17 protein-coding genes are annotated in these 19,565 nt (G+C 44.4%); 7 read left to right on the top strand and 10 right to left on the bottom strand.

Annotated features, from left to right (window positions below; translation table 11 throughout):
• Positions 1–66 precede the first annotated feature (66 nt).
• Positions 67–984, top strand: coding sequence for a UDP-3-O-acyl-N-acetylglucosamine deacetylase (lpxC, locus tag R8N46_RS13595; protein ID WP_005381871.1), 918 nt, complete (start codon positions 67–69; stop codon positions 982–984).
• A gap of 113 nt (positions 985–1,097) precedes the next feature.
• Here the strand turns inward: lpxC and R8N46_RS13590 are convergent, their stop codons facing one another.
• Complete coding sequence (locus R8N46_RS13590; RefSeq protein ID WP_017821484.1) at positions 1,098–1,556, bottom strand: DUF721 domain-containing protein; 459 nt, start codon at positions 1,554–1,556, stop codon at positions 1,098–1,100.
• 407 nt (positions 1,557–1,963) lie between these two features.
• On the opposite strand from R8N46_RS13590, the gene secA reads away from it, so the two are divergent.
• The 5 genes from secA to carB all read left to right on the top strand — a co-directional run bounded on the left by secA (position 1,964) and on the right by carB (position 11,038).
• Positions 1,964–4,693, top strand: a complete 2,730-nt coding sequence (gene secA / locus R8N46_RS13585; protein WP_115385728.1) for a preprotein translocase subunit SecA — start codon at positions 1,964–1,966, stop codon at positions 4,691–4,693.
• A gap of 155 nt (positions 4,694–4,848) precedes the next feature.
• Positions 4,849–5,247, top strand: a complete 399-nt coding sequence (mutT, locus tag R8N46_RS13580) for an 8-oxo-dGTP diphosphatase MutT (protein ID WP_005387387.1) — start codon at positions 4,849–4,851, stop codon at positions 5,245–5,247.
• A gap of 110 nt (positions 5,248–5,357) precedes the next feature.
• Entirely contained in the window at positions 5,358–6,167 is an 810-nt protein-coding gene (dapB, locus tag R8N46_RS13575; RefSeq protein ID WP_005381860.1) for a 4-hydroxy-tetrahydrodipicolinate reductase, read from the top strand.
• Between the two features lie 481 nt (positions 6,168–6,648).
• The gene (gene carA, locus R8N46_RS13570; RefSeq protein WP_017821483.1) at positions 6,649–7,788 is read left to right on the top strand and encodes a glutamine-hydrolyzing carbamoyl-phosphate synthase small subunit; all 1,140 of its coding nucleotides are present in this window, start codon (positions 6,649–6,651) and stop codon (positions 7,786–7,788) included.
• A gap of 16 nt (positions 7,789–7,804) precedes the next feature.
• The gene (carB, locus tag R8N46_RS13565; protein WP_318098442.1) at positions 7,805–11,038 is read left to right on the top strand and encodes a carbamoyl-phosphate synthase large subunit; all 3,234 of its coding nucleotides are present in this window, start codon (positions 7,805–7,807) and stop codon (positions 11,036–11,038) included.
• A 75-nt stretch (positions 11,039–11,113) separates the two neighbouring features.
• Here carB and R8N46_RS13560 read toward each other — a convergent pair whose 3' ends face one another.
• The gene (locus tag R8N46_RS13560; protein ID WP_155396149.1) at positions 11,114–11,533 is read right to left on the bottom strand and encodes a hypothetical protein; all 420 of its coding nucleotides are present in this window, start codon (positions 11,531–11,533) and stop codon (positions 11,114–11,116) included.
• Complete coding sequence (locus tag R8N46_RS13555) at positions 11,523–12,437, bottom strand: hypothetical protein (RefSeq protein WP_025768414.1); 915 nt, start codon at positions 12,435–12,437, stop codon at positions 11,523–11,525. The genes R8N46_RS13560 and R8N46_RS13555 overlap by 11 nt, the downstream gene beginning before the upstream one ends.
• Positions 12,438–12,686: 249 nt before the next feature.
• On the opposite strand from R8N46_RS13555, the gene R8N46_RS13550 reads away from it, so the two are divergent.
• The gene (locus R8N46_RS13550; protein ID WP_318098443.1) at positions 12,687–13,466 is read left to right on the top strand and encodes a TSUP family transporter; all 780 of its coding nucleotides are present in this window, start codon (positions 12,687–12,689) and stop codon (positions 13,464–13,466) included.
• Here the strand turns inward: R8N46_RS13550 and R8N46_RS13545 are convergent.
• The 7 genes from R8N46_RS13545 to R8N46_RS13515 form a co-directional block, all read right to left on the bottom strand.
• Entirely contained in the window at positions 13,408–14,262 is an 855-nt protein-coding gene (locus R8N46_RS13545; protein ID WP_064353625.1) for a LysR family transcriptional regulator, read from the bottom strand. The genes R8N46_RS13550 and R8N46_RS13545 overlap by 59 nt on opposite strands.
• Before the next feature lie 128 nt (positions 14,263–14,390).
• Positions 14,391–15,011: a TRIC cation channel family protein gene (locus R8N46_RS13540; RefSeq protein ID WP_005387377.1), complete on the bottom strand. Its 621-nt coding sequence runs from the start codon at positions 15,009–15,011 to the stop codon at positions 14,391–14,393.
• 69 nt (positions 15,012–15,080) lie between these two features.
• Positions 15,081–15,902, bottom strand: a complete 822-nt coding sequence (gene btuF / locus R8N46_RS13535; RefSeq protein WP_017633625.1) for a vitamin B12 ABC transporter substrate-binding protein BtuF — start codon at positions 15,900–15,902, stop codon at positions 15,081–15,083.
• A complete protein-coding gene (locus R8N46_RS13530) occupies positions 15,902–16,855 on the bottom strand; it encodes a cobalamin biosynthesis family protein (RefSeq protein WP_054576667.1) in 954 nt (317 codons plus the stop codon). The genes btuF and R8N46_RS13530 overlap by 1 nt, the downstream gene beginning before the upstream one ends.
• 11 nt (positions 16,856–16,866) lie before the next feature.
• Positions 16,867–17,562: a 5'-methylthioadenosine/S-adenosylhomocysteine nucleosidase gene (gene mtnN, locus R8N46_RS13525; protein WP_005381837.1), complete on the bottom strand. Its 696-nt coding sequence runs from the start codon at positions 17,560–17,562 to the stop codon at positions 16,867–16,869.
• A 63-nt stretch (positions 17,563–17,625) separates the two neighbouring features.
• A complete protein-coding gene (locus R8N46_RS13520; RefSeq protein ID WP_047102022.1) occupies positions 17,626–18,054 on the bottom strand; it encodes a DUF1499 domain-containing protein in 429 nt (142 codons plus the stop codon).
• 91 nt (positions 18,055–18,145) lie between these two features.
• Entirely contained in the window at positions 18,146–19,558 is a 1,413-nt protein-coding gene (locus tag R8N46_RS13515; protein WP_054576668.1) for an FAD-dependent oxidoreductase, read from the bottom strand.
• Positions 19,559–19,565 lie beyond the last annotated feature (7 nt).

Raw genomic sequence — 19,565 nt, 5'->3', positions numbered from 1 at the left:
TGGTAGCATTCACGGTCGACGTTACAGACGGCCGTGTTTTGTAGCAAATTTTTGAGAGGCAAGCAGATGATCAGACAACGTACTCTGAAAGAAATAGTGAAAACAACTGGTGTGGGTCTCCACTCTGGTCGTAAAGTCACACTTACTCTGCGCCCGGCTGCTGCAAATACAGGTATCATTTACCGTCGTACAGATGTAAATCCACCTGTAGATTTTCCAGCTGATCCAGCTTCGGTTCGTGACACCATGCTTTGTACTGCATTGGTAAACGATGAAGGTGTGCGTATTTCAACTGTTGAGCACTTGAATGCGGCACTTGCTGGTATGGGCATCGATAACATTGTTGTCGAAGTAGACGCACCTGAAATTCCGATCATGGATGGTAGTGCAAGCCCATTTGTATACTTGCTACAACAAGCAGGTATCGAAACGCAAAATGCGCCAAAACGCTTCATCCGCATCAAAAAGCCAGTTCGTTTTGAAGATGGTGATAAATGGGCAGAATTTGTACCATTTAACGGCTTCCGTATGGACTTCGAAATTGAGTTTAATCACCCAGCGATTGAATCAGACGAGCAACGTTTGCTGTTTGATTTCTCGTCAAAAGGCTTTGTTCGTGAGATTTCTCGAGCACGTACGTTTGGCTTTATGCGTGATATCGAATATCTACAATCTCAAAACCTAGTTTTGGGTGGTAGTTTTGACAATGCTATCGTTTTGGATGATTACCGTATTCTTAATGAAGAAGGTCTACGCTTTGAAAATGAGTTTGTGACTCACAAAGTGTTGGATGCGATTGGTGACCTTTACATGTGTGGCCACCCAATCATTGGTGAATTCCGTGCCTTTAAATCTGGCCACGGTTTAAATAACCAACTGTTACGTGCTGTTCTTGCAGATCAGGAAGCGTGGGAGTGGACTACATTCGAAGAAGAAGTCGGCTCACCAGTAGCATTCGCAGAACCAAATATGGTGCTTGCGTAAATACTTGGCATTAGAATTAATAAAAAACCAGGCTTATGCCTGGTTTTTTGCTATTTGGCTTTAATCCTGGATTTATCAATAACATTCAAGTTTTCAGCATATTGAAATAACGTTCACTTACGATCTTCCTTTTCTGCTATATCGGCTAATCGTTTTAAACGCTCTTGAATTTTCGGTGGCGCCATGTCGGCAATCGTCATTAATGACTTTGCTGCAGATGCGGTTAGTGGTGGACGCTTAGGTCTGTCGTCTTGTTGAAAGCGGTTTCGATATAGTGAAGGATTGATCCTCACTTCAACGCTCATCAGCTTGGCAAAGCCTTGAGTACGAAGTTTATTTAGGATCATGAGGCGATCGTAATCGATCTTCATTTTGATCGCGGCACTAGAGACATCGATCAATAGATGGCCGTTACGAACATTCGCTACTCGGCAATGATCGGCCGTCCCCGTGGGTAAGACCTCTTGCAAAGCTTGGTTAAGCTGTAAGATTTCTCCAGCATGTTCTTGAATCTGCTTGAACTGTGACTCAGCAATAACATCTTCAGTCGAGGTTGGACGGTGATCACGCATAGGTAAAATCTAATTTTGTTGAGATATAGCTATTCTAGAGCAGCTTTCTATCAAGGTATAGTTTACATTAACGTCTTTAGCTTCAGTTTTACAATGTAGCAAGGTAAAAAGCAAAGTTTGCTCTGGATGGATTACACATATTGCGGTATGCAATATCGGCTAATCAGTCACCACTTTAAGTAAAAACTTCAGAGTGCTTCAAACAAATACGTCTATTTATGGTTGTATCGATTAAAAATCCTTACACTAAGCCACATTGTTTCAAAACTTAGCCTTGAAATATGGATGTTTGAACTCAATATCTTTGATAAATGATTTATCTCAGTATTCTTAGTTCCAAACTGGCAGAGACTGAAGGCATTATGAGTAGATCGGGAACGGTCTGAATAAAGAGAGATTCACGAAAAATGATAACTAAGCTACTGACAAAAGTGATTGGCAGTCGCAACGACCGAACACTGCGCCGCCTTAGAAAAATTGTAAAAGAAATTAATAACTTTGAGCCAACATTCGAAGCTCTAAGTGACGAAGAGTTAAAAGCAAAGACGGTTGAGTTCCGTGAGCGCCTAGAGAAGGGTGAAACTCTTGATAAACTACTTCCAGAAGCTTTTGCTACGGTTCGTGAAGCATCTAAGCGTGTCTACGGTATGCGCCACTTCGACGTCCAGCTTATCGGTGGTATGGTTCTAAATGCGGGTCAAATCGCTGAAATGCGTACGGGTGAAGGTAAAACGCTGACGGCAACGCTCCCTGCTTACCTAAATGCCCTAGCTGGTAAAGGCGTTCATATTGTAACAGTGAACGATTATCTAGCTAAACGTGATGCAGAGACAAACCGCCCTCTGTTTGAATTTTTAGGTATGACTGTTGGCGTAAACGTGCCAAACATGCCTCCTCAAGAGAAAAAAGAAGCGTACCAAGCTGACATCTTGTACGGAACGAACAATGAATTTGGTTTTGACTACCTTCGTGACAATATGGCTTTCCGTAGCGAAGATCGCGTACAACGTGAACGCTTCTTTGCAGTTGTCGATGAGGTGGACTCAATCCTAATTGATGAAGCTCGTACCCCTTTAATCATTTCTGGTCCTGCTGAAGATAGCTCTGAGCTATACACCCGAATCAACCTTTTGATCCCGCATCTTAAAAAGCAAGACAAAGAAGACTCTGAAGAATATCGTGGTGATGGTCACTACACTGTTGATGAGAAATCAAAGCAAGTATACCTCACAGAAACGGGCCAAGAGTACGTTGAAGAACTGTTGGTGAAAAATGGTCTTATGGAAGAGGGTGACACACTTTACTCTCCGACTAACATCAGCATGTTACATCACGTGAATGCCGCTTTGCGTGCTCATGTGTTGTTTGAGCGCAACGTTGATTACATCGTTACTGACGAAGGTGAAGTAGTAATTGTTGATGAACATACTGGTCGTACAATGCCAGGTCGTCGTTGGTCTGAAGGTCTTCACCAAGCAGTAGAAGCGAAAGAAGGCGTTAAGATTCAAAACGAAAACCAAACTTTGGCTTCGATTACCTTCCAGAACTATTTCCGCTTATACGAAAAACTGTCTGGTATGACAGGTACTGCGGATACTGAAGCGTTTGAGTTCCAATCTATTTATGGCTTGGAAACGGTGGTTATCCCAACCAACAAACCAATGATTCGTAACGATATGCCGGATGTAGTGTACCGTACCGAAGCTGAGAAGTTTGCTGCAATCATTGAAGATATCAAAGAGCGCGTTGCGAAAGGTCAGCCAACATTGGTTGGTACCGTATCGATTGAAAAATCAGAACTTCTTTCTAACGCATTGAAGAAGGCTAAGATCAAACACAACGTATTGAATGCAAAATTCCATGAGAAGGAAGCGGAAATTGTCGCTGAAGCGGGTATGCCTGGTGCGGTAACTATCGCGACCAACATGGCCGGTCGTGGTACGGACATTGTGCTTGGCGGTAGTTGGCAATCAAAAGTGGAAGCTTTGGAGAACCCAACTCAAGAACAAATCGATGCGATTAAAGCAGAGTGGAAAGTGGTACATGAACAAGTACTAGATGCTGGTGGTCTACACATCATTGGTACTGAGCGCCACGAATCTCGCCGTATTGATAACCAGCTACGTGGTCGTTCTGGTCGTCAAGGAGATGCAGGTTCATCTCGCTTCTACCTATCTATGGAAGACTCTTTGTTACGTATTTTCACTTCTGATCGTATGGCGAGCCTTATCCAAAGTGGTATGGAAGAAGGTGAAGCAATTGAATCGAAAATGCTTTCTCGCTCAATTGAAAAAGCACAGCGCAAAGTGGAAGGTCGTAACTTTGATATCCGTAAGCAGCTACTAGAATACGATGATGTGGCGAACGATCAGCGTAAGGTTGTCTACGAGCTGCGCGACGAATTGATGAACGTTGAAGACATCAGCGGTATGATCGAGCAAAACCGTGAAGATGTGCTAACGGCGGTTATTGATGAGTACATCCCACCACAATCACTAGAAGATATGTGGGACGTTGAAGGTCTGCAAGAGCGCTTGAAAGCAGACTTCGATCTTGATGCGCCAGTGAAGCAATGGCTTGAAGAAGACGATAAGCTTTACGAAGAGGCGCTACGCGAGAAGATCATCAATCTAGCCGTTGAAGTGTACAAAGAGAAAGAGGAAGTGGTGGGTGCGCAAGTGCTTCGTAACTTCGAGAAATCGGTTATGCTTCAAACTCTGGATACGCTTTGGAAAGAGCACTTGGCAGCAATGGATCACTTGCGTCAGGGTATTCACTTACGCGGCTATGCGCAGAAGAACCCGAAACAGGAATACAAGCGTGAATCGTTTGAACTGTTTGAAGGTCTACTAGAAGCGCTGAAAACTGATGTGATTACTGTTCTATCTCGCGTTCGAGTTCAGCAACAAGAAGAAGTTGAACGTATGGAAGAGCAACGTCGTGCGCAAGCTGAAGAGGCCGCTCGTCGTGCTCAAGCGCAACACGCAGCAGCACAAAACCCTCTTTCTGAAGGTGAAGAATCTGAAGAAGGTTCAAGTCAGCCAATGGTACGTGATGAACGTAAAGTAGGTCGCAATGAGCCTTGCCCTTGTGGTAGTGGTAAGAAGTATAAACAGTGCCACGGCAAAATCGACTAACGTATTAGTCAGATAATTTTTTAAAGAGTCGCCTAGGCGGCTCTTTTTTTAAGCAAATTCTGTGGCTGTCGAATTTCATAAGTTTTGATAGCATCGGATAGTTTTAGAGATGCAAAGACCGTTGAAGTGTAACGGCTTGAGAGTTAGGAACCCCTATGAAAAGAATTCACATAGTCGCGGCTATTATTTTTAACCAAGACAAATCAAAAATTTTTATTACAAAGCGTCCAGACGACAAGCATAAAGGCGGGTTTTGGGAGTTTCCCGGCGGGAAAGTCGAGTCAGGAGAAAGTATTGAACATGCTCTAGCAAGAGAACTTGAAGAAGAGGTAGGAATTGAAGTTACTGAGCAAGCCCTTTTCGAGCATTTGGAATATGACTATCCAGACAAATCACTTAAGTTTGATTTTATTACGGTATCTAAGTTCAGTAATGAGCCTTACGGCCGAGAAGGTCAAGAAGGTCGCTGGGTTGAGATAAGAGAATTGGGTAACTATGCCTTTCCTGAAGCGAACGTGCCTATCTTGGAGCGTGTCGTAAAAGAGTTCGCTTAAGCCTGATGAACTTGCTTGTGGTAACCACGGTATGTTGTTAGTTTAAACAGATTAAGCGAAACGAGAGAACGAGAGCAAACCTCGTTATCCAGAGAAGGAGAGAAAGCGCAATGGTTCGTATTGCAATCGCAGGAGCAGCAGGCCGAATGGGCCGTAATTTGGTTAAAGCTTCACACCTTAACCCAGAGGCGACAGTGAGCGCGGGATCAGAACGACCTGAGTCCTCACTTGTCGGTGTCGATATCGGTGAACTTTGTGGTGAAGGCAAATTCGATGTGTTCTTAACGGATGATCTTGCTAAAGACGTCGATAATTTTGATGTAATCATCGATTTTACTGCCCCAGTAAGTACGTTGGCGAATCTTGAACTGTGTAAGAAGCATGGAAAGAGTATTGTGATTGGGACGACTGGTTTCAGTGATGCAGAGCGTGAACTGATTGACGAAGCCGCTAAGCAAGTGCCTGTTGTCATGGCTCCTAACTACTCTGTTGGTGTGAACCTAGTATTTAAGCTTCTTGAGAAAGCAGCCAAAGTGATGGGCGACTACTGTGATGTTGAGATTGTCGAAGCACATCATCGTCATAAAGTTGATGCTCCTTCTGGTACCGCTATCGGGATGGGCGAAGCCATTGCTGGTGCGATGGGCAACAAGCTGAATGATGTAGCTGTCTATGCGCGAGAAGGTATCACAGGTGAACGTACTAAAGATGAGATCGGCTTTGCTACAATTCGCGCTGGCGATATTGTCGGTGAGCACACAGCCATGTTTGCTGATATCGGGGAACGAGTGGAGATAACGCACAAAGCGACCGATCGTATGACGTTTGCTAATGGCGCCGTCAAGGCCGCTGTTTGGTTGAGTGCCAAACCAGCGGGCTTTTATACCATGACAGATGTTTTGGGATTGAATGAACTCTAAATACATAATTATTCGCCGGCGGTAGCCGGCTTTTTTATATCTATAGAATTAGTTGTAAATGAAATGATTCTAACAGAAAGTATTTTGGCGCTTACTTTTGTTGTTGTTTTGGTTGTTTTGTGGGTGTTTTGGGTTTTGATGTCTAAAAACTAATGTCTTTTTTGTTGGGTGAACGTTTGCGTGAAAAACTCATACTTTTTTGTGATCTCTAAAAAGTTTAAATTTGTAAAATTCATTAAACCTCTATGCCTCTCTATGTAATAGCATGTAAAAGTTATCTTTTTGGGCCTTACTGATTCAAAATGACCTTACTCGCTAGAAATTAATCATTTATTTTTGATTGTAGGTTGACAGGTTTCGAGTCCAACTTTAGAATACCGCCAATTTGTCTGAAATACCTATTTATGTAGATTTTATAGGTAAAGGAAGGCATGTTTGCAGTTTGATTTATTTTTTTTGCATTTTTATTCTGGAGGTTGTCTTGGGTAAATTAGCACTGTTGGTCCTAGAAGATGGGACAGTGTTCCGCGGAGTGTCCATAGGGGCAGATGGTCTTTCCGTTGGTGAAGTCGTTTTTAATACCTCGATGACGGGGTATCAAGAAATCCTCACTGATCCTTCCTATTCTCAGCAAATCGTCACTCTCACTTATCCTCATATTGGCAATACCGGAACCACTTCCGAAGATGAAGAATCCTCTTCCATTCATGCACAAGGCCTTGTGATTCGCGATCTTCCTCTAATCGCTTCTAACTTCCGTAACGAACAATCCCTCTCTGATTATCTTAAGTCTCAAAATATCGTTGGCATCGCTGATATCGATACTCGTAAGCTCACTCGTATCCTGCGTGAAAAAGGTGCTCAAAACGGCTGTATTGTTGCGGGCAACAACCTAGACGAAGCTTTGGCACTAGCGAAAGCAAAAGAATTCCCAGGCTTAAAAGGAATGGACCTTGCGAAAGAAGTTACAACAAAAGAAGCGTATCAATGGAAGCAAGGTTCGTGGACGCTTGAAGGTGGACTTCCAGAGGCGAAAGATGACAGCGAGCTGCCATACCACGTTGTCGCTTACGACTTCGGCGCAAAACGCAACATCTTACGAATGTTGGTTGACCGCGGCTGCCGCTTAACGGTTGTACCTGCAGAAACGTCAGCGGAAGAAGTTCTGGCACTAAATCCAGATGGCGTATTCTTATCGAACGGCCCTGGTGACCCAGAACCATGTACTTACGCGATTGAAGCAACCAAAGTGTTCCTAGAAAAAGGCCTACCAATTTTTGGTATTTGTCTAGGTCACCAAATTCTGGCGCTAGCATCAGGTGCGCAAACGGTGAAAATGAAGTTTGGTCACCACGGTGCAAACCACCCAGTAAAAGATTTAGAGCGTAACGTTGTGATGATTACCTCGCAAAACCACGGCTTTGCGGCAGATGAAGCAACATTACCGGAAAACTTACGTGCTACTCACGTATCGCTATTTGATGGCTCTTTGCAAGGTATCCACCGCACAGACAAGCCAGCATTTAGCTTCCAAGGTCACCCAGAAGCGAGCCCTGGTCCACATGACGCGGCACCGCTATTTGACCACTTTATCGAACTAATCAAAAAACACAGCGCTTAATTCGGAGTAGTAGATAATGCCAAAACGTACTGACATTCAAAGTATTCTAATTCTTGGTGCTGGTCCGATTGTTATCGGTCAGGCATGTGAGTTTGACTACTCTGGCGCACAAGCGTGTAAAGCTCTTCGCGAAGAAGGCTACCGAGTTATCCTAGTTAACTCTAATCCAGCAACGATTATGACTGACCCAGAGATGGCAGATGCGACTTACATCGAGCCGATTCAGTGGGAAGTTGTACGCAAGATCATCGAGAAAGAACGTCCTGATGCAGTTCTGCCAACTATGGGTGGTCAGACAGCACTTAACTGTGCGTTAGATTTAGAGAAGCACGGCGTTCTCGCAGAGTTTGGCGTAGAGATGATTGGTGCAACGGCTGATGCAATCGACAAAGCGGAAGACCGTTCTCGTTTTGATAAAGCGATGAAGTCTATCGGCCTTGAGTGTCCTCGCGCAGATACAGCGAAGAGCATGGAAGAAGCTTACAAAGTTTTAGATATGGTTGGCTTCCCTTGTATCATTCGTCCATCGTTCACCATGGGTGGCACTGGTGGTGGTATCGCGTACAACAAAGAAGAGTTTGAAGAAATCTGTCGTCGCGGTCTGGACTTATCTCCGACCAACGAACTTCTTATCGATGAGTCACTAATCGGTTGGAAAGAGTACGAAATGGAAGTCGTTCGTGACAAAGCGGACAACTGTATCATCGTATGTTCAATCGAGAACTTTGACCCAATGGGCATCCATACGGGTGACTCAATCACGGTGGCTCCAGCACAAACACTGACTGACAAAGAATACCAGCTTATGCGTAATGCATCGCTAGCCGTTCTACGTGAGATTGGTGTTGAAACAGGTGGTTCAAACGTACAGTTTGGTATCAACCCGAAAGATGGTCGTATGGTCATCATCGAGATGAACCCGCGTGTATCTCGCTCTTCTGCGCTAGCATCAAAAGCAACAGGCTTCCCAATCGCGAAAATTGCCGCGAAACTGGCTGTTGGCTTTACGCTAGACGAACTACAAAACGACATCACAGGTGGTGCAACACCAGCATCATTCGAACCAACTATCGACTACGTCGTAACTAAAATTCCTCGCTTTAACTTCGAGAAATTTGCTGGTGCAAACGACCGTCTGACAACTCAGATGAAATCGGTTGGTGAGGTAATGGCGATTGGTCGTAACCAACAAGAATCTCTTCACAAAGCACTGCGTGGCCTAGAAGTTGGCGCAACTGGTTTTGATGAGATGGTCGATCTTGAAGCACCAGATGCACTGACTAAGATTCGTCACGAACTTAAAGAAGCAGGTGCAGAGCGTATCTGGTACATCGCCGATGCATTCCGAGCGGGTATGTCAGTCGACGGTGTGTTCAACTTGACTCAAATCGACCGCTGGTTTCTGGTTCAAATCGAAGAAATTGTAAAACTCGAAGAGCAAGTCAAGGCTGGCGGCTACGCAGGTTTGACCAAAGAAGTGCTTCGTAAGATGAAACGCAAAGGCTTCTCTGATGCGCGCTTGTCTAAATTGCTTGGTGTCGCTGAAAGTGAAATTCGCCGTGCTCGTGAGCAGTTTGATATTCATCCGGTTTACAAACGTGTGGATACATGTGCAGCAGAGTTTTCTTCTGACACGGCTTACATGTACTCATCTTACGATGAAGAATGTGAAGCAAACCCAACAGACAAAGATAAGATCATGGTTCTTGGTGGCGGTCCAAACCGTATCGGCCAAGGTATCGAATTCGATTACTGTTGTGTTCATGCATCACTTGCGCTGCGTGAAGACGGTTACGAAACCATTATGGTTAACTGTAACCCAGAAACGGTATCTACTGACTACGATACGTCTGATCGTCTGTACTTCGAGCCAGTAACTCTGGAAGATGTACTGTCTATCGCTCGCGTTGAAAAACCAAAAGGTGTGATTGTTCAGTACGGTGGTCAAACGCCACTTAAACTGGCTCGTGCTCTAGAAGCGGCTGGTGTGCCAATCATTGGTACTAGCCCAGATGCTATCGACCGTGCGGAAGACCGTGAACGCTTCCAAGCCGCTGTTGACCGTTTAGGTCTACTTCAGCCAGAAAACGCGACAGTAACAACGATGGAGCAAGCGGTTGAGAAATCGAAAGAAATTGGCTTCCCATTAGTTGTTCGTCCATCTTATGTACTCGGTGGTCGTGCGATGGAAATCGTGTACGACGAGCAAGACCTGCGTCGCTACTTCAACGAAGCAGTAAGCGTATCGAACGAGTCTCCAGTTCTGCTAGACCGTTTCTTGGATGATGCAACCGAAGTTGATATTGATGCTATCTGTGACGGTGAACGCGTCGTTATCGGCGGTATCATGGAGCACATCGAACAAGCGGGTGTTCACTCTGGTGACTCTGCATGTTCACTGCCTGCATACACGCTAAGTCAGGAAATTCAAGACAAGATGCGTGAGCAAGTTGAGAAGTTAGCATTCGAACTCGGTGTGCGCGGTTTGATGAACACGCAGTTTGCTGTGAAAGATAACGACGTTTATCTAATTGAAGTGAACCCTCGTGCTGCTCGTACGGTACCATTCGTATCGAAAGCGACAGGCGCTCCTCTAGCGAAAATCGCTGCACGTGTAATGGCGGGTCAATCTCTAGAGTCACAAGGCTTTACTAAAGAGATTATCCCTCCTTACTACTCAGTGAAAGAAGTGGTTCTGCCGTTCAACAAATTCCCTGGTGTTGACCCTCTATTGGGCCCTGAAATGCGCTCAACAGGTGAAGTAATGGGTGTGGGTGCAACGTTCGCAGAAGCTTACGCGAAAGCAGAGCTAGGTTGTGGTGCGGTTTATCCTGAAGGTGGTCGTGCGCTACTGTCTGTACGTGAAGGTGATAAAGAGCGTGTTGTTGACCTAGCTTCTAAGTTAGTGAAACTGGGTTACCAGTTGGATGCGACACACGGTACAGCTGTAATTCTGGGCGAAGCGGGTATTAACCCACGTTTGGTAAACAAAGTACACGAAGGTCGTCCACACATTCTTGACCGCATCAAGAACAACGAATACACCTACATCGTAAACACGGCTGCTGGTCGTCAAGCGATTGAAGATTCGAAAGTTCTACGCCGTGGTGCACTGGCAGAAAAAGTGAACTACACAACGACACTGAATGCAGCGTTCGCTACATGTATGTCTCATACTGCAGACGCAAAAGCGTCAGTAACTTCGGTTCAAGAGTTACACGCTAAAGTGAAAGCGAGTCTAGACGCGTAACAGATAAAAATCAGTAAGCTCATTAATCAGGGCTTACATGACAACCTCATTGCCCGCTCATTTGAGCGGGCTTTTTTATATCGAGGTTTTTCTAAAATGAAGAGCATTAAAGTGTGCTAGGAACGATTGGTATGCTTCGCTTTTGAAGATCATTAAGCTAATGATGGCAAGCAATGTACCCAAAGATGAAGAAATAGTACTACCATTTGCTACAACAAAATTAATGCTGCAAGTGAGAATGATAAAAGAGATAGTAAGTAAGTTTATTTTTGCAGCAACACTTAATCCTTTGCTTATTGTCAGAATGTTTGGAATGCATACAACAACAACCGTAATAGCTCCCAATGTAAGGAGGTAAGTATCTAGAGCAATGTGTTGAGTGAAAGAAAACCAGTCATTCCAAATGCTTAAGCTAATAGCCAGACCAATAGTCAATGCCAAGTATAAACATATACTTAGTGAGATGTTTGCTATGCTAATTGATTTAGTATTCAACTTTCAATTCCTCATAGATTCCAATAGCAAGATTTCTTAACTCTCCCGAATAACCGCTTCCTACTATGCTAATTGAGCCTCCAATTGCATCTAGAAGCTGATGAGAAATGGATGCGGATATTGTTGCTTGTGAATACCTCTTAGGAATTTCTCCTGACAACATTAGCTGTTTACGAGCTTTATTCGAAATGCTCGGAAGGTTTTTACGGATGATTTCTTTAGTTAATCTTGTTCTTTCTTGTCTGTTTAAGCCTTTTAGAATCTCGGGAACGCCTTTCTTAGTGGTTTGCTTAAGAGATTGAACCATTTTTATCGTTTGATATCCACTAGCGCCCGCTCCAGCTAAGGAGATGTAATCTAAAGCTTTAGTTGTATTTTGATACCACTCATTACTGTCTATATCCGATAATTTGTCTGGTGATTTAGATACCATACGGGTTCTTGCTACTCCAATAGCACATTGAGCTGTGGCAGCAACAGTAGCGGCGTGTGAGATATAGGACATAGTTACGCCCACAGGACCACTTACTGGTATTGTTAGCCCCGAACCAACTACCCCAATCCAGCCAATCGCTGCACCAATACAGCTAATGCTCGCTGATAGAAGCTCTTGATTGAATCTTGATTTTGACTCTTCCTGTTTTATTTTTTTTGCAAATTCTTGAGATGATTGTAATTTTATCGGTTCTCGTAGAATGATAAAGGTAGGATTGATATGGCATGTGGATTTAAAGTCTCTTAAGCGTACAACGGTGAATTTGTTATCAATATAAATTACACCCGCACCGCTAGTCTCTGGTTTAGCGTCAATAACGCTGAATAGCTGATTAATATTCACTATCTGTTCGATTTTTAAGCGTAATTGCTGTTCTTTTATTGATGGCCGAGTCAGTAAGGCTTCCATTATTTTCGTTTTTTATCAGATTAAATATTTCCTATTAAGACAGCATTTTCTTTTTCTATCAAAATATTAAGAGGCTCTTGAGGTGAGGCTCTATATTTGGATGTAATTGATATTTTTAATGTATCATTCTCTAGATTTATTAACTGATGAAAATTAGGAATAGATTGGTGTCTTGACTTTCCATTGGTAGTTTTGTGAATAAGTGCTACCGTTTCTTCCTCTTTGATACCTCTTCAAAAAGGAAGTGTAGTGGAAATCACGGTTGAGATTTTGTTGGCCTTATTTTTGGTTGCGACTGCCGCAGGCTTTATTGATGCGATGGCTGGTGGGGGAGGGCTCATTACACTCCCTGCGCTTTTGGCTGCGGGGTTAAGTCCGACTCAAGCTCTAGCAACCAATAAGTTACAAAGTTCGTTTGGCAGTTTCTCTGCTAGCTGGTATTTCGTGCGTAACGGTATTGTCAGCCTAAAGGAAATGCGTTTCGCGATACTCTGTACTTTTATTGGTGCAGCGATCGGTGCCGAGGCTGTTCAGTTTATTGATGCTAGCATACTCACCAGTTTGATCCCTGTTCTTTTGATAGCCATTTCCCTCTATTTTTTACTCGCGCCAAGTACGCGAAAAATCGATGGAGAACCAAAGTTATCTGAAGCGATGTTTGCGCTATGCATTGGTGGCGGGATCGGTTTCTATGATGGCTTTTTTGGCCCTGGGACTGGATCTATTTTTACTGTTTGTTTTGTTGCACTAGGTCACTTTTCTTTGGTCGAAGCCACTGCTAGAACCAAAATTCTCAATTTCACGTCAAACATTGCGGCACTACTCTTTTTTATCTTCGCTGGGTTGCCCGTGTGGAAGCTTGGCTTAACCATGGCTGTTGGCGGTTTTCTTGGTGCTCAGTTAGGAGCGAAGGTCGTGGTAAGTAAAGGACAAAAATGGATTCGTCCTCTAGTTATAGTGATGTCGATGCTTATGGCAACGAAACTTCTTTGGCAACAACATCAGCAATGGATTCTGTCAGTGCTTTAACTCGTTCGCTACGATATGTGCTGTGACGTAAGCAGATATGTATTGGTCGAACTAACTGATCTAGCTCTTCAAAGTCATAGCAGAACTTAGATGTGATATTAAGTGTCGTTAGGATAGATTTAGGGATTAAAGCGGGAGCCATACCTCCCAAAGCCAGTTGTGCTGCCGCAGTATACGAATCCATTTCCATCAAAGGTTCGATTCCGTGTTTGGATAAAATAGCTTGTTGATATGTGTTGGCAGGGTTAGTTAGGTCATTGGTCAAAATAGCTTTAGGTAGTTGTGAAAGTGAATGTCGACTGACAATTGAGAAAGGTTCGTCGGCGAGGTGAAGGCTCATTAATCCATGATGAGGTGGTAGATAGCCAGCGCAAAATCCCAATGTTGCTTTGCCTGATTTCACATTCTCAATAATGCGTGGCGTATGATTGGTCGATATTCGTATGTACTGATCATGGGCAAAGTGTTCTGCCATGATCATGCTGAGGTATCCCGCCACTAAGGTTTCAGAGCAGTCCATTTTGATTAAAGAAGTATCTTCTATTTGTTGTTGATCGTGGATTTTTCCTCTTAACTCATTGAACGTGGGTTCTATTGTGTTTATGAGGGCAAGGCCATCGGAGGTCAGCTTTATGTGCCGACCATTTGGCTCTATCAATTTTTTTCCTAACTTCTTCTCTAGATTTGAAATACGTTTACTCACGGCAGATTGACTAATATAGAGTTGACTGCCTGTGCGGCTCATGGTTTTTTCTTTACTGAGGACAAGTAACGTTTCAATACCTTCAAGCAACATAATGATTAATGAAAGTTAGGAATGGTTGAGATAATTTAGCGAATTGCCCAAGAATTGGCGAATCAAATGAGCATAAATGAGAGGAGCCGACACTTGGTCGACTCCATAATGAGTGATGTTGTTGGTGTTTAACGGTTAATGGCGAAAGTTGGCAGGGATAGATGCCAACGAATCGCACCGAGACGTATAATGAGCGTTGAGATTACACCAGCGAGTAAAGCCGTTGAGTGGTCATAACCCATGTTTACCGCCATCGTATGGAAGATGCCGCCAATAATACATGCCGTAGCATAGACTTCACTTCTTAATACCATAGGAACTTCGCGAGCCAGCACGTCTCGTATAATGCCACCGCCACAGCCAGTAATAACCCCCATTATCACCGCGACCATCCCAGATGCATTGTAGGCGAGTGCCTTTTCTACTCCTATTCCCACAAATACAGCGAGACCGATGGCATCACAAACGGGTAATACCCACCATGAGAGTCGCTTGGGTCTTCGAATAACAAGCATGGTTAGTAGACACGTAACAAATATCACCCATAAGTAAGTCGTATCTGTTATCCAAAATACGGGAGTGGCACCAAGCGCCATGTCTCGGATTGTTCCGCCACCTATAGCAGTCACACTGCCGAGCACGATAACGCCGAATGGATCCATTTTTAAACGGCCCGCCAGTAATACGCCAGAGATAGCGAAAACAGCGGTACCGAACAAATCGATCATATAAAGCAGCATGGAGTCCATGTTACTTAGTACCTTTAAATAGTGTGAGAAAAAATGGGCGGAAATTGTACGGTATTTGCCACGAAATCGTTAGCGTTTTTGACGAACGCTTTTAAAGTGCTCACACACTTCCTTGATCGCGTTCAATGTGCGTGGTGTCGGACGGTTAATCCAATCAGAGTTTAGGGACCAGATGTGTTTGTTTTTAAGAGCAAGAAGCTCATTACTCCACTCAGCCCACATACCATCGTTACTCATTGCGTGACGAGAAGTAAAAATAACCTCTGGCTGGCGAGTAATGACTTGCTCGATGCTAACTTGAGGATAAGGCGCGCTGGATGCGGCGAAAATGTTCTCACCACCGCAAAAAGTAAAGACTTCACTTGGCCAGTTCTTTCCAGCGACAGTGATGATAGGCTTTTCACTCAACTGATAAAAGTAACTAACTTTCTCGTTCGTGTTGTACTGTTCTTTTAGTGTACTCAGCTGCGTTCTAAAATCTTCAGCGGCCTTTTTTCCTACTTGTGGAGTTTCGCTGTATTGGCTGAGTTGCTCAATATTATTGGCGATATCTTCTAATGAACCTGTAGTGGAGTAATAGATAGGAATACCGAACTGTTTAATTTTCTCCAACTCTTTAGCGGGGTTTCCGGCTGGCCAAGCAATCACTAAGTCCGGCTGAAGAGCAATAATGCGCTCTAATTTAATTCCTTGATAATTTGAGACTCTTTCTAGCTGCTTTGCCTGTTCTGGATAATCGCTCATTTCGCTGACAGCAACAAGCTGCTCTCCTAGCCCTGCTGCAAAGGCAATTTCGGTGGCATGTGGAGCTAAACTTATAATGCGTTGAGCGGGTTGAGCGAAGGTCGCTGTCGAAACAAACAGCGTTAATGCGAAGCATAATTTATTCATCATAATCCTTGATAAATTATTCCTAAAAGCAAACTTTGGATTGCGATCCAAGCCAGGACGCGCCAAACGAGCAGCGTATGTATTTGTGAAAGGTGAATAGCCGATGGCGCAATGCGCCCACCGATTTTTGCGCGCTCTGCACGCACACCTTGATAGATAGCAGGGCCGCATAAAGACAGTTGTAGTTTGTGTCCGATAGTACATAACACCCAGCTAGGTCCTGGTAAGGGCCAAGACTTCGCTTGCTGTTGTATTCCAGAGAGCACATTACTTGTATTCTTTCCGGCAGCTAAAAGTATGGCAAAGAGACGAAGTGGAATAATATCCAGAGTAGCAACCAGTTGAATCACAGGTTTACCAAAGGGCAAATATTGGCGTCGGCTAGGGGACCACACTCGCGCTAATTCTGTTGTGAGTCGATACATTAACGCACCAATACCACCTGTTAGTGCGTACCAAAATAGCACGCCGATCACGTTGCGGCTGTATCCCATAATCAGGGTTTCTGAGCCAGCTTTACCTATGCCAACGATCGAGAGGCTACCAGTGTCGCGATTAAGATATGGTTGCAGTAATGCTCGACATTGGGCTTTGTCTTCCGAAGAGATACTTGTGACGAGCTGTTTCGTTAACGTTTCGCTGTTGCGCCAGTCTAGCGCAATGATCAATAGAACCAGTTCATATAAAGGGATTTGCCAAACAAATGGCTTTACTGCAATCAGTAATATCAAGCAAGGAAACAGCATCAAGCCTAATGCAAGACTGCCTGAGATTACACTCTGTGAGTAATTGTGATTATTGTTCACTTTGTTGGCTAGCTGTTCTGCTAGCTTTCGCCATAAAGTGATGGGGTGCGCTGAATGGGGGATTGGCACTAGAAGGTGCAAGATCAGTGCGCCCCACATTATAAGGAGCGCACCGTTGGCATAAAATGACTGAAAAACTTCTTCCATGAATGAGTCGTTTACTTAATGAGTTCCAGCATTTTGAATACCATTTCGGAAGAGCTTTTTGCTGCTAGAGGTAGGAACTCATCAAAGCTCATTGGTGATTCTTTATCAGCGACATCAGAGATTGCACGCACAACAACAAACGGAGTGTTGAATTGATGACAAGTTTGAGCGATAGCAGATGCTTCCATTTCTACAGCGATAACTGACGGGAAGTGTTTACGAATAAACTCTTGACGCTCAGCAGTACAAACAAACGCATCGCCAGTACAAATTAGGCCGCGAACCGCATGAGTGTTTTCCATTTGTGCTAGGGCTTTTTCGGCTAAGTCCATTAGCTTGTCATCCGCTTTGAATGCAGCTGGTTGACCGGCCATTTGGCCAATTTCATAACCAAAAGCGGTTACGTCTGCATCGTGATGACGAACTTCTGTAGAGATAACTACATCGCCAAGGTTTAAGCTTGAATCGAAACCGCCAGCAGAGCCTGTGTTAATCACAACGTCTGGTTGGTATTCATCAAGAAGGATTGTCGTGCCCACTGCCGCTGCAACTTTACCGATGCCCGATTGTAGTACGACGACTTCGACATCGTTAATTTGACCAGAGAAAAACGTACAACCTGCTTTATTTACAGTTTTGCAGTTTGTAATTGCTTGCTTCAGGATGGTCACTTCTTGTTCCATCGCACCGATGATACCAACTTTCATAACACTCTCTTTAGGTAAATATTTTAGTTGGCCGAGAGTATAGCACTCCCCGTTGGCAGTTTTCTATTTGATGAGCTTAGCTTGAGTGAGCTTTTGTCGTAATTGATCGGCGCGCTTTCTGTTTACGCCAAAGTCAGAGTAGCCCACACGAGATTCCGAGCGCACAATCAGTTGGTCTCCTGCTATTTTTAGTTCGAGGTCATCCACGAAGCGCATGATTTTAGATGTGCACTCGATACGAAGGTAGTTGCTTTCTTTCACCGCGGTTTTCGCGCCTGGCAGTTCAAGCGCAACTTGCTCAATAGCGTCGATGTTCGCTGAATCCACTAAGATGAATGGCGTTAGGTTGTATTTTTCTCGCGTGTCTTGGGTGGAGACGCAGTTTGGTTTGTCACCACAAGGTGATTGAGAACGATCCGTCATGGTTTTGACTCCTTGGCTACAAGCGGTTAAGCCGAGCAAAGTAATGGAAAGGAGAGCGGCTTTTTTCATTGGTTTTATCCCTTATCATAGGAATTTAATTATATGTAATAAAAGAAAAAAGGATCCAATAGTAGGATCCTTTTTGAGACGTTAACAGTGATTAAACTTCGAGGTAATCGAGAATGCCTTCTGCCGCTTTTCGTCCTTCATCAATTGCGGTTACGACAAGATCAGAACCTCGTACCGCATCGCCACCCGCGAAGATCTTTTCGTTGCTGGTCTGGAACTGGAACTCTTGCTTCGCTGGGGCTTTGATACGACCCCATTGATCCAAATCGACATCAAACGGTGCTAACCAGTCCATTTTGTGCGGCTGGAAACCAAACGCCATGATAACAACGTCTGCTGGTAGAACGTGCTCGCTGCCTTCAACGGGCTCTGGACGTCGGCGACCCGCTTCATCAGGTTCACCAAGTGCGGTTTTCACCACTTTGACCCCCGAGACTTTGCCTGACGCATCCACTTCAACTCCCAAAGGCTGAAGGTTGAACATGAACTTCACGCCTTCTTCCTTTGCGTTTTTTACCTCGCGACGAGAGCCTGGCATGTTGGCCTCATCACGACGATAAGCACAAACTACGTTGGAGGCACCTTGGCGAATTGAGGTACGAACGCAGTCCATTGCGGTATCACCACCACCCAGTACGACGACTTTCTTTCCTGCCATATCGATAAAGGGTTGGTTACTCTCAAGACCCATGACTTTGTAGGTGTTCGAAACTAAAAATGGCAGCGCGTCATACACACCCGGCGCATCTTCATTATCTAGACCTGCACGCATGTATTTATAGGTGCCAACGCCCAAGAAAACAGCATCGTATTCATCAAGTAGCTCTTGCATTTGGACATCTTTGCCTACTTCCATGTTCATGCGGAACTCGACGCCCATTTCAGTGAACACACGGCGGCGGTTTTCCATCACGCCTTTTTCAAGCTTGAAGGAAGGAATACCGAAGGTCAGAAGGCCTCCAATTTCAGGGTAGCGGTCAAACACGACTGGCTTAACGCCATTGCGCACTAGGATATCCGCGGCAGCCAAGCCAGCTGGGCCTGCTCCAATGATTGCGACCTTTTTATCGGTCCACTCCACATTGGACATATCTGGCTTCCAGCCCATTTCAAACGCTTTGTCGGTAATGTACTTTTCTATGTTACCGATGGTGACGGCACCAAAGTCATCATTAAGCGTGCATGAACCTTCACATAGGCGGTCTTGAGGACAAACGCGCCCACATACTTCCGGTAGGCTGTTGGTTTGATGCGATAGTTCAACCGCTTCAAGAATACGACCTTCATTGGCAAGTTTTAACCATTGAGGGATGTAGTTGTGGACTGGGCATTTCCATTCACAATATGGGTTGCCACAATCTAAGCAGCGATCCGCTTGTGCAGTCGCCTGTTGTTTAGTGAACGGTTCATAGATTTCAACGAACTCGATCTTACGAACTTTGATAGGCTTTTTCGCAGGATCTACACGCTGCACATCGATAAATTGATAAACGTTCTGGCTCATGATTCAA

This window comes from Vibrio sp. 1874 (assembly GCF_033344395.1).
In the GTDB taxonomy this organism is placed as follows: Bacteria; Pseudomonadota; Gammaproteobacteria; order Enterobacterales; family Vibrionaceae; genus Vibrio; species Vibrio alginolyticus.
This window is presented reverse-complemented; position numbering and strand designations above follow the sequence as displayed.

Coding starts and splice junctions, on each gene's coding strand:
- lpxC (WP_005381871.1), top strand. CDS start 67: ATGATCAGACAACGTACTCTGAAAGAAATAGTGAAAACAACTGGTGTG.
- R8N46_RS13590 (WP_017821484.1), bottom strand. CDS start 1,556: ATGCGTGATCACCGTCCAACCTCGACTGAAGATGTTATTGCTGAGTCA.
- secA (WP_115385728.1), top strand. CDS start 1,964: ATGATAACTAAGCTACTGACAAAAGTGATTGGCAGTCGCAACGACCGA.
- mutT (WP_005387387.1), top strand. CDS start 4,849: ATGAAAAGAATTCACATAGTCGCGGCTATTATTTTTAACCAAGACAAA.
- dapB (WP_005381860.1), top strand. CDS start 5,358: ATGGTTCGTATTGCAATCGCAGGAGCAGCAGGCCGAATGGGCCGTAAT.
- carB (WP_318098442.1), top strand. CDS start 7,805: ATGCCAAAACGTACTGACATTCAAAGTATTCTAATTCTTGGTGCTGGT.
- R8N46_RS13555 (WP_025768414.1), bottom strand. CDS start 12,437: ATGGAAGCCTTACTGACTCGGCCATCAATAAAAGAACAGCAATTACGC.
- R8N46_RS13545 (WP_064353625.1), bottom strand. CDS start 14,262: ATGTTGCTTGAAGGTATTGAAACGTTACTTGTCCTCAGTAAAGAAAAA.
- R8N46_RS13540 (WP_005387377.1), bottom strand. CDS start 15,011: ATGGACTCCATGCTGCTTTATATGATCGATTTGTTCGGTACCGCTGTT.
- btuF (WP_017633625.1), bottom strand. CDS start 15,902: ATGAATAAATTATGCTTCGCATTAACGCTGTTTGTTTCGACAGCGACC.
- R8N46_RS13530 (WP_054576667.1), bottom strand. CDS start 16,855: ATGGAAGAAGTTTTTCAGTCATTTTATGCCAACGGTGCGCTCCTTATA.
- mtnN (WP_005381837.1), bottom strand. CDS start 17,562: ATGAAAGTTGGTATCATCGGTGCGATGGAACAAGAAGTGACCATCCTG.
- R8N46_RS13520 (WP_047102022.1), bottom strand. CDS start 18,054: ATGAAAAAAGCCGCTCTCCTTTCCATTACTTTGCTCGGCTTAACCGCT.
- R8N46_RS13515 (WP_054576668.1), bottom strand. CDS start 19,558: ATGAGCCAGAACGTTTATCAATTTATCGATGTGCAGCGTGTAGATCCT.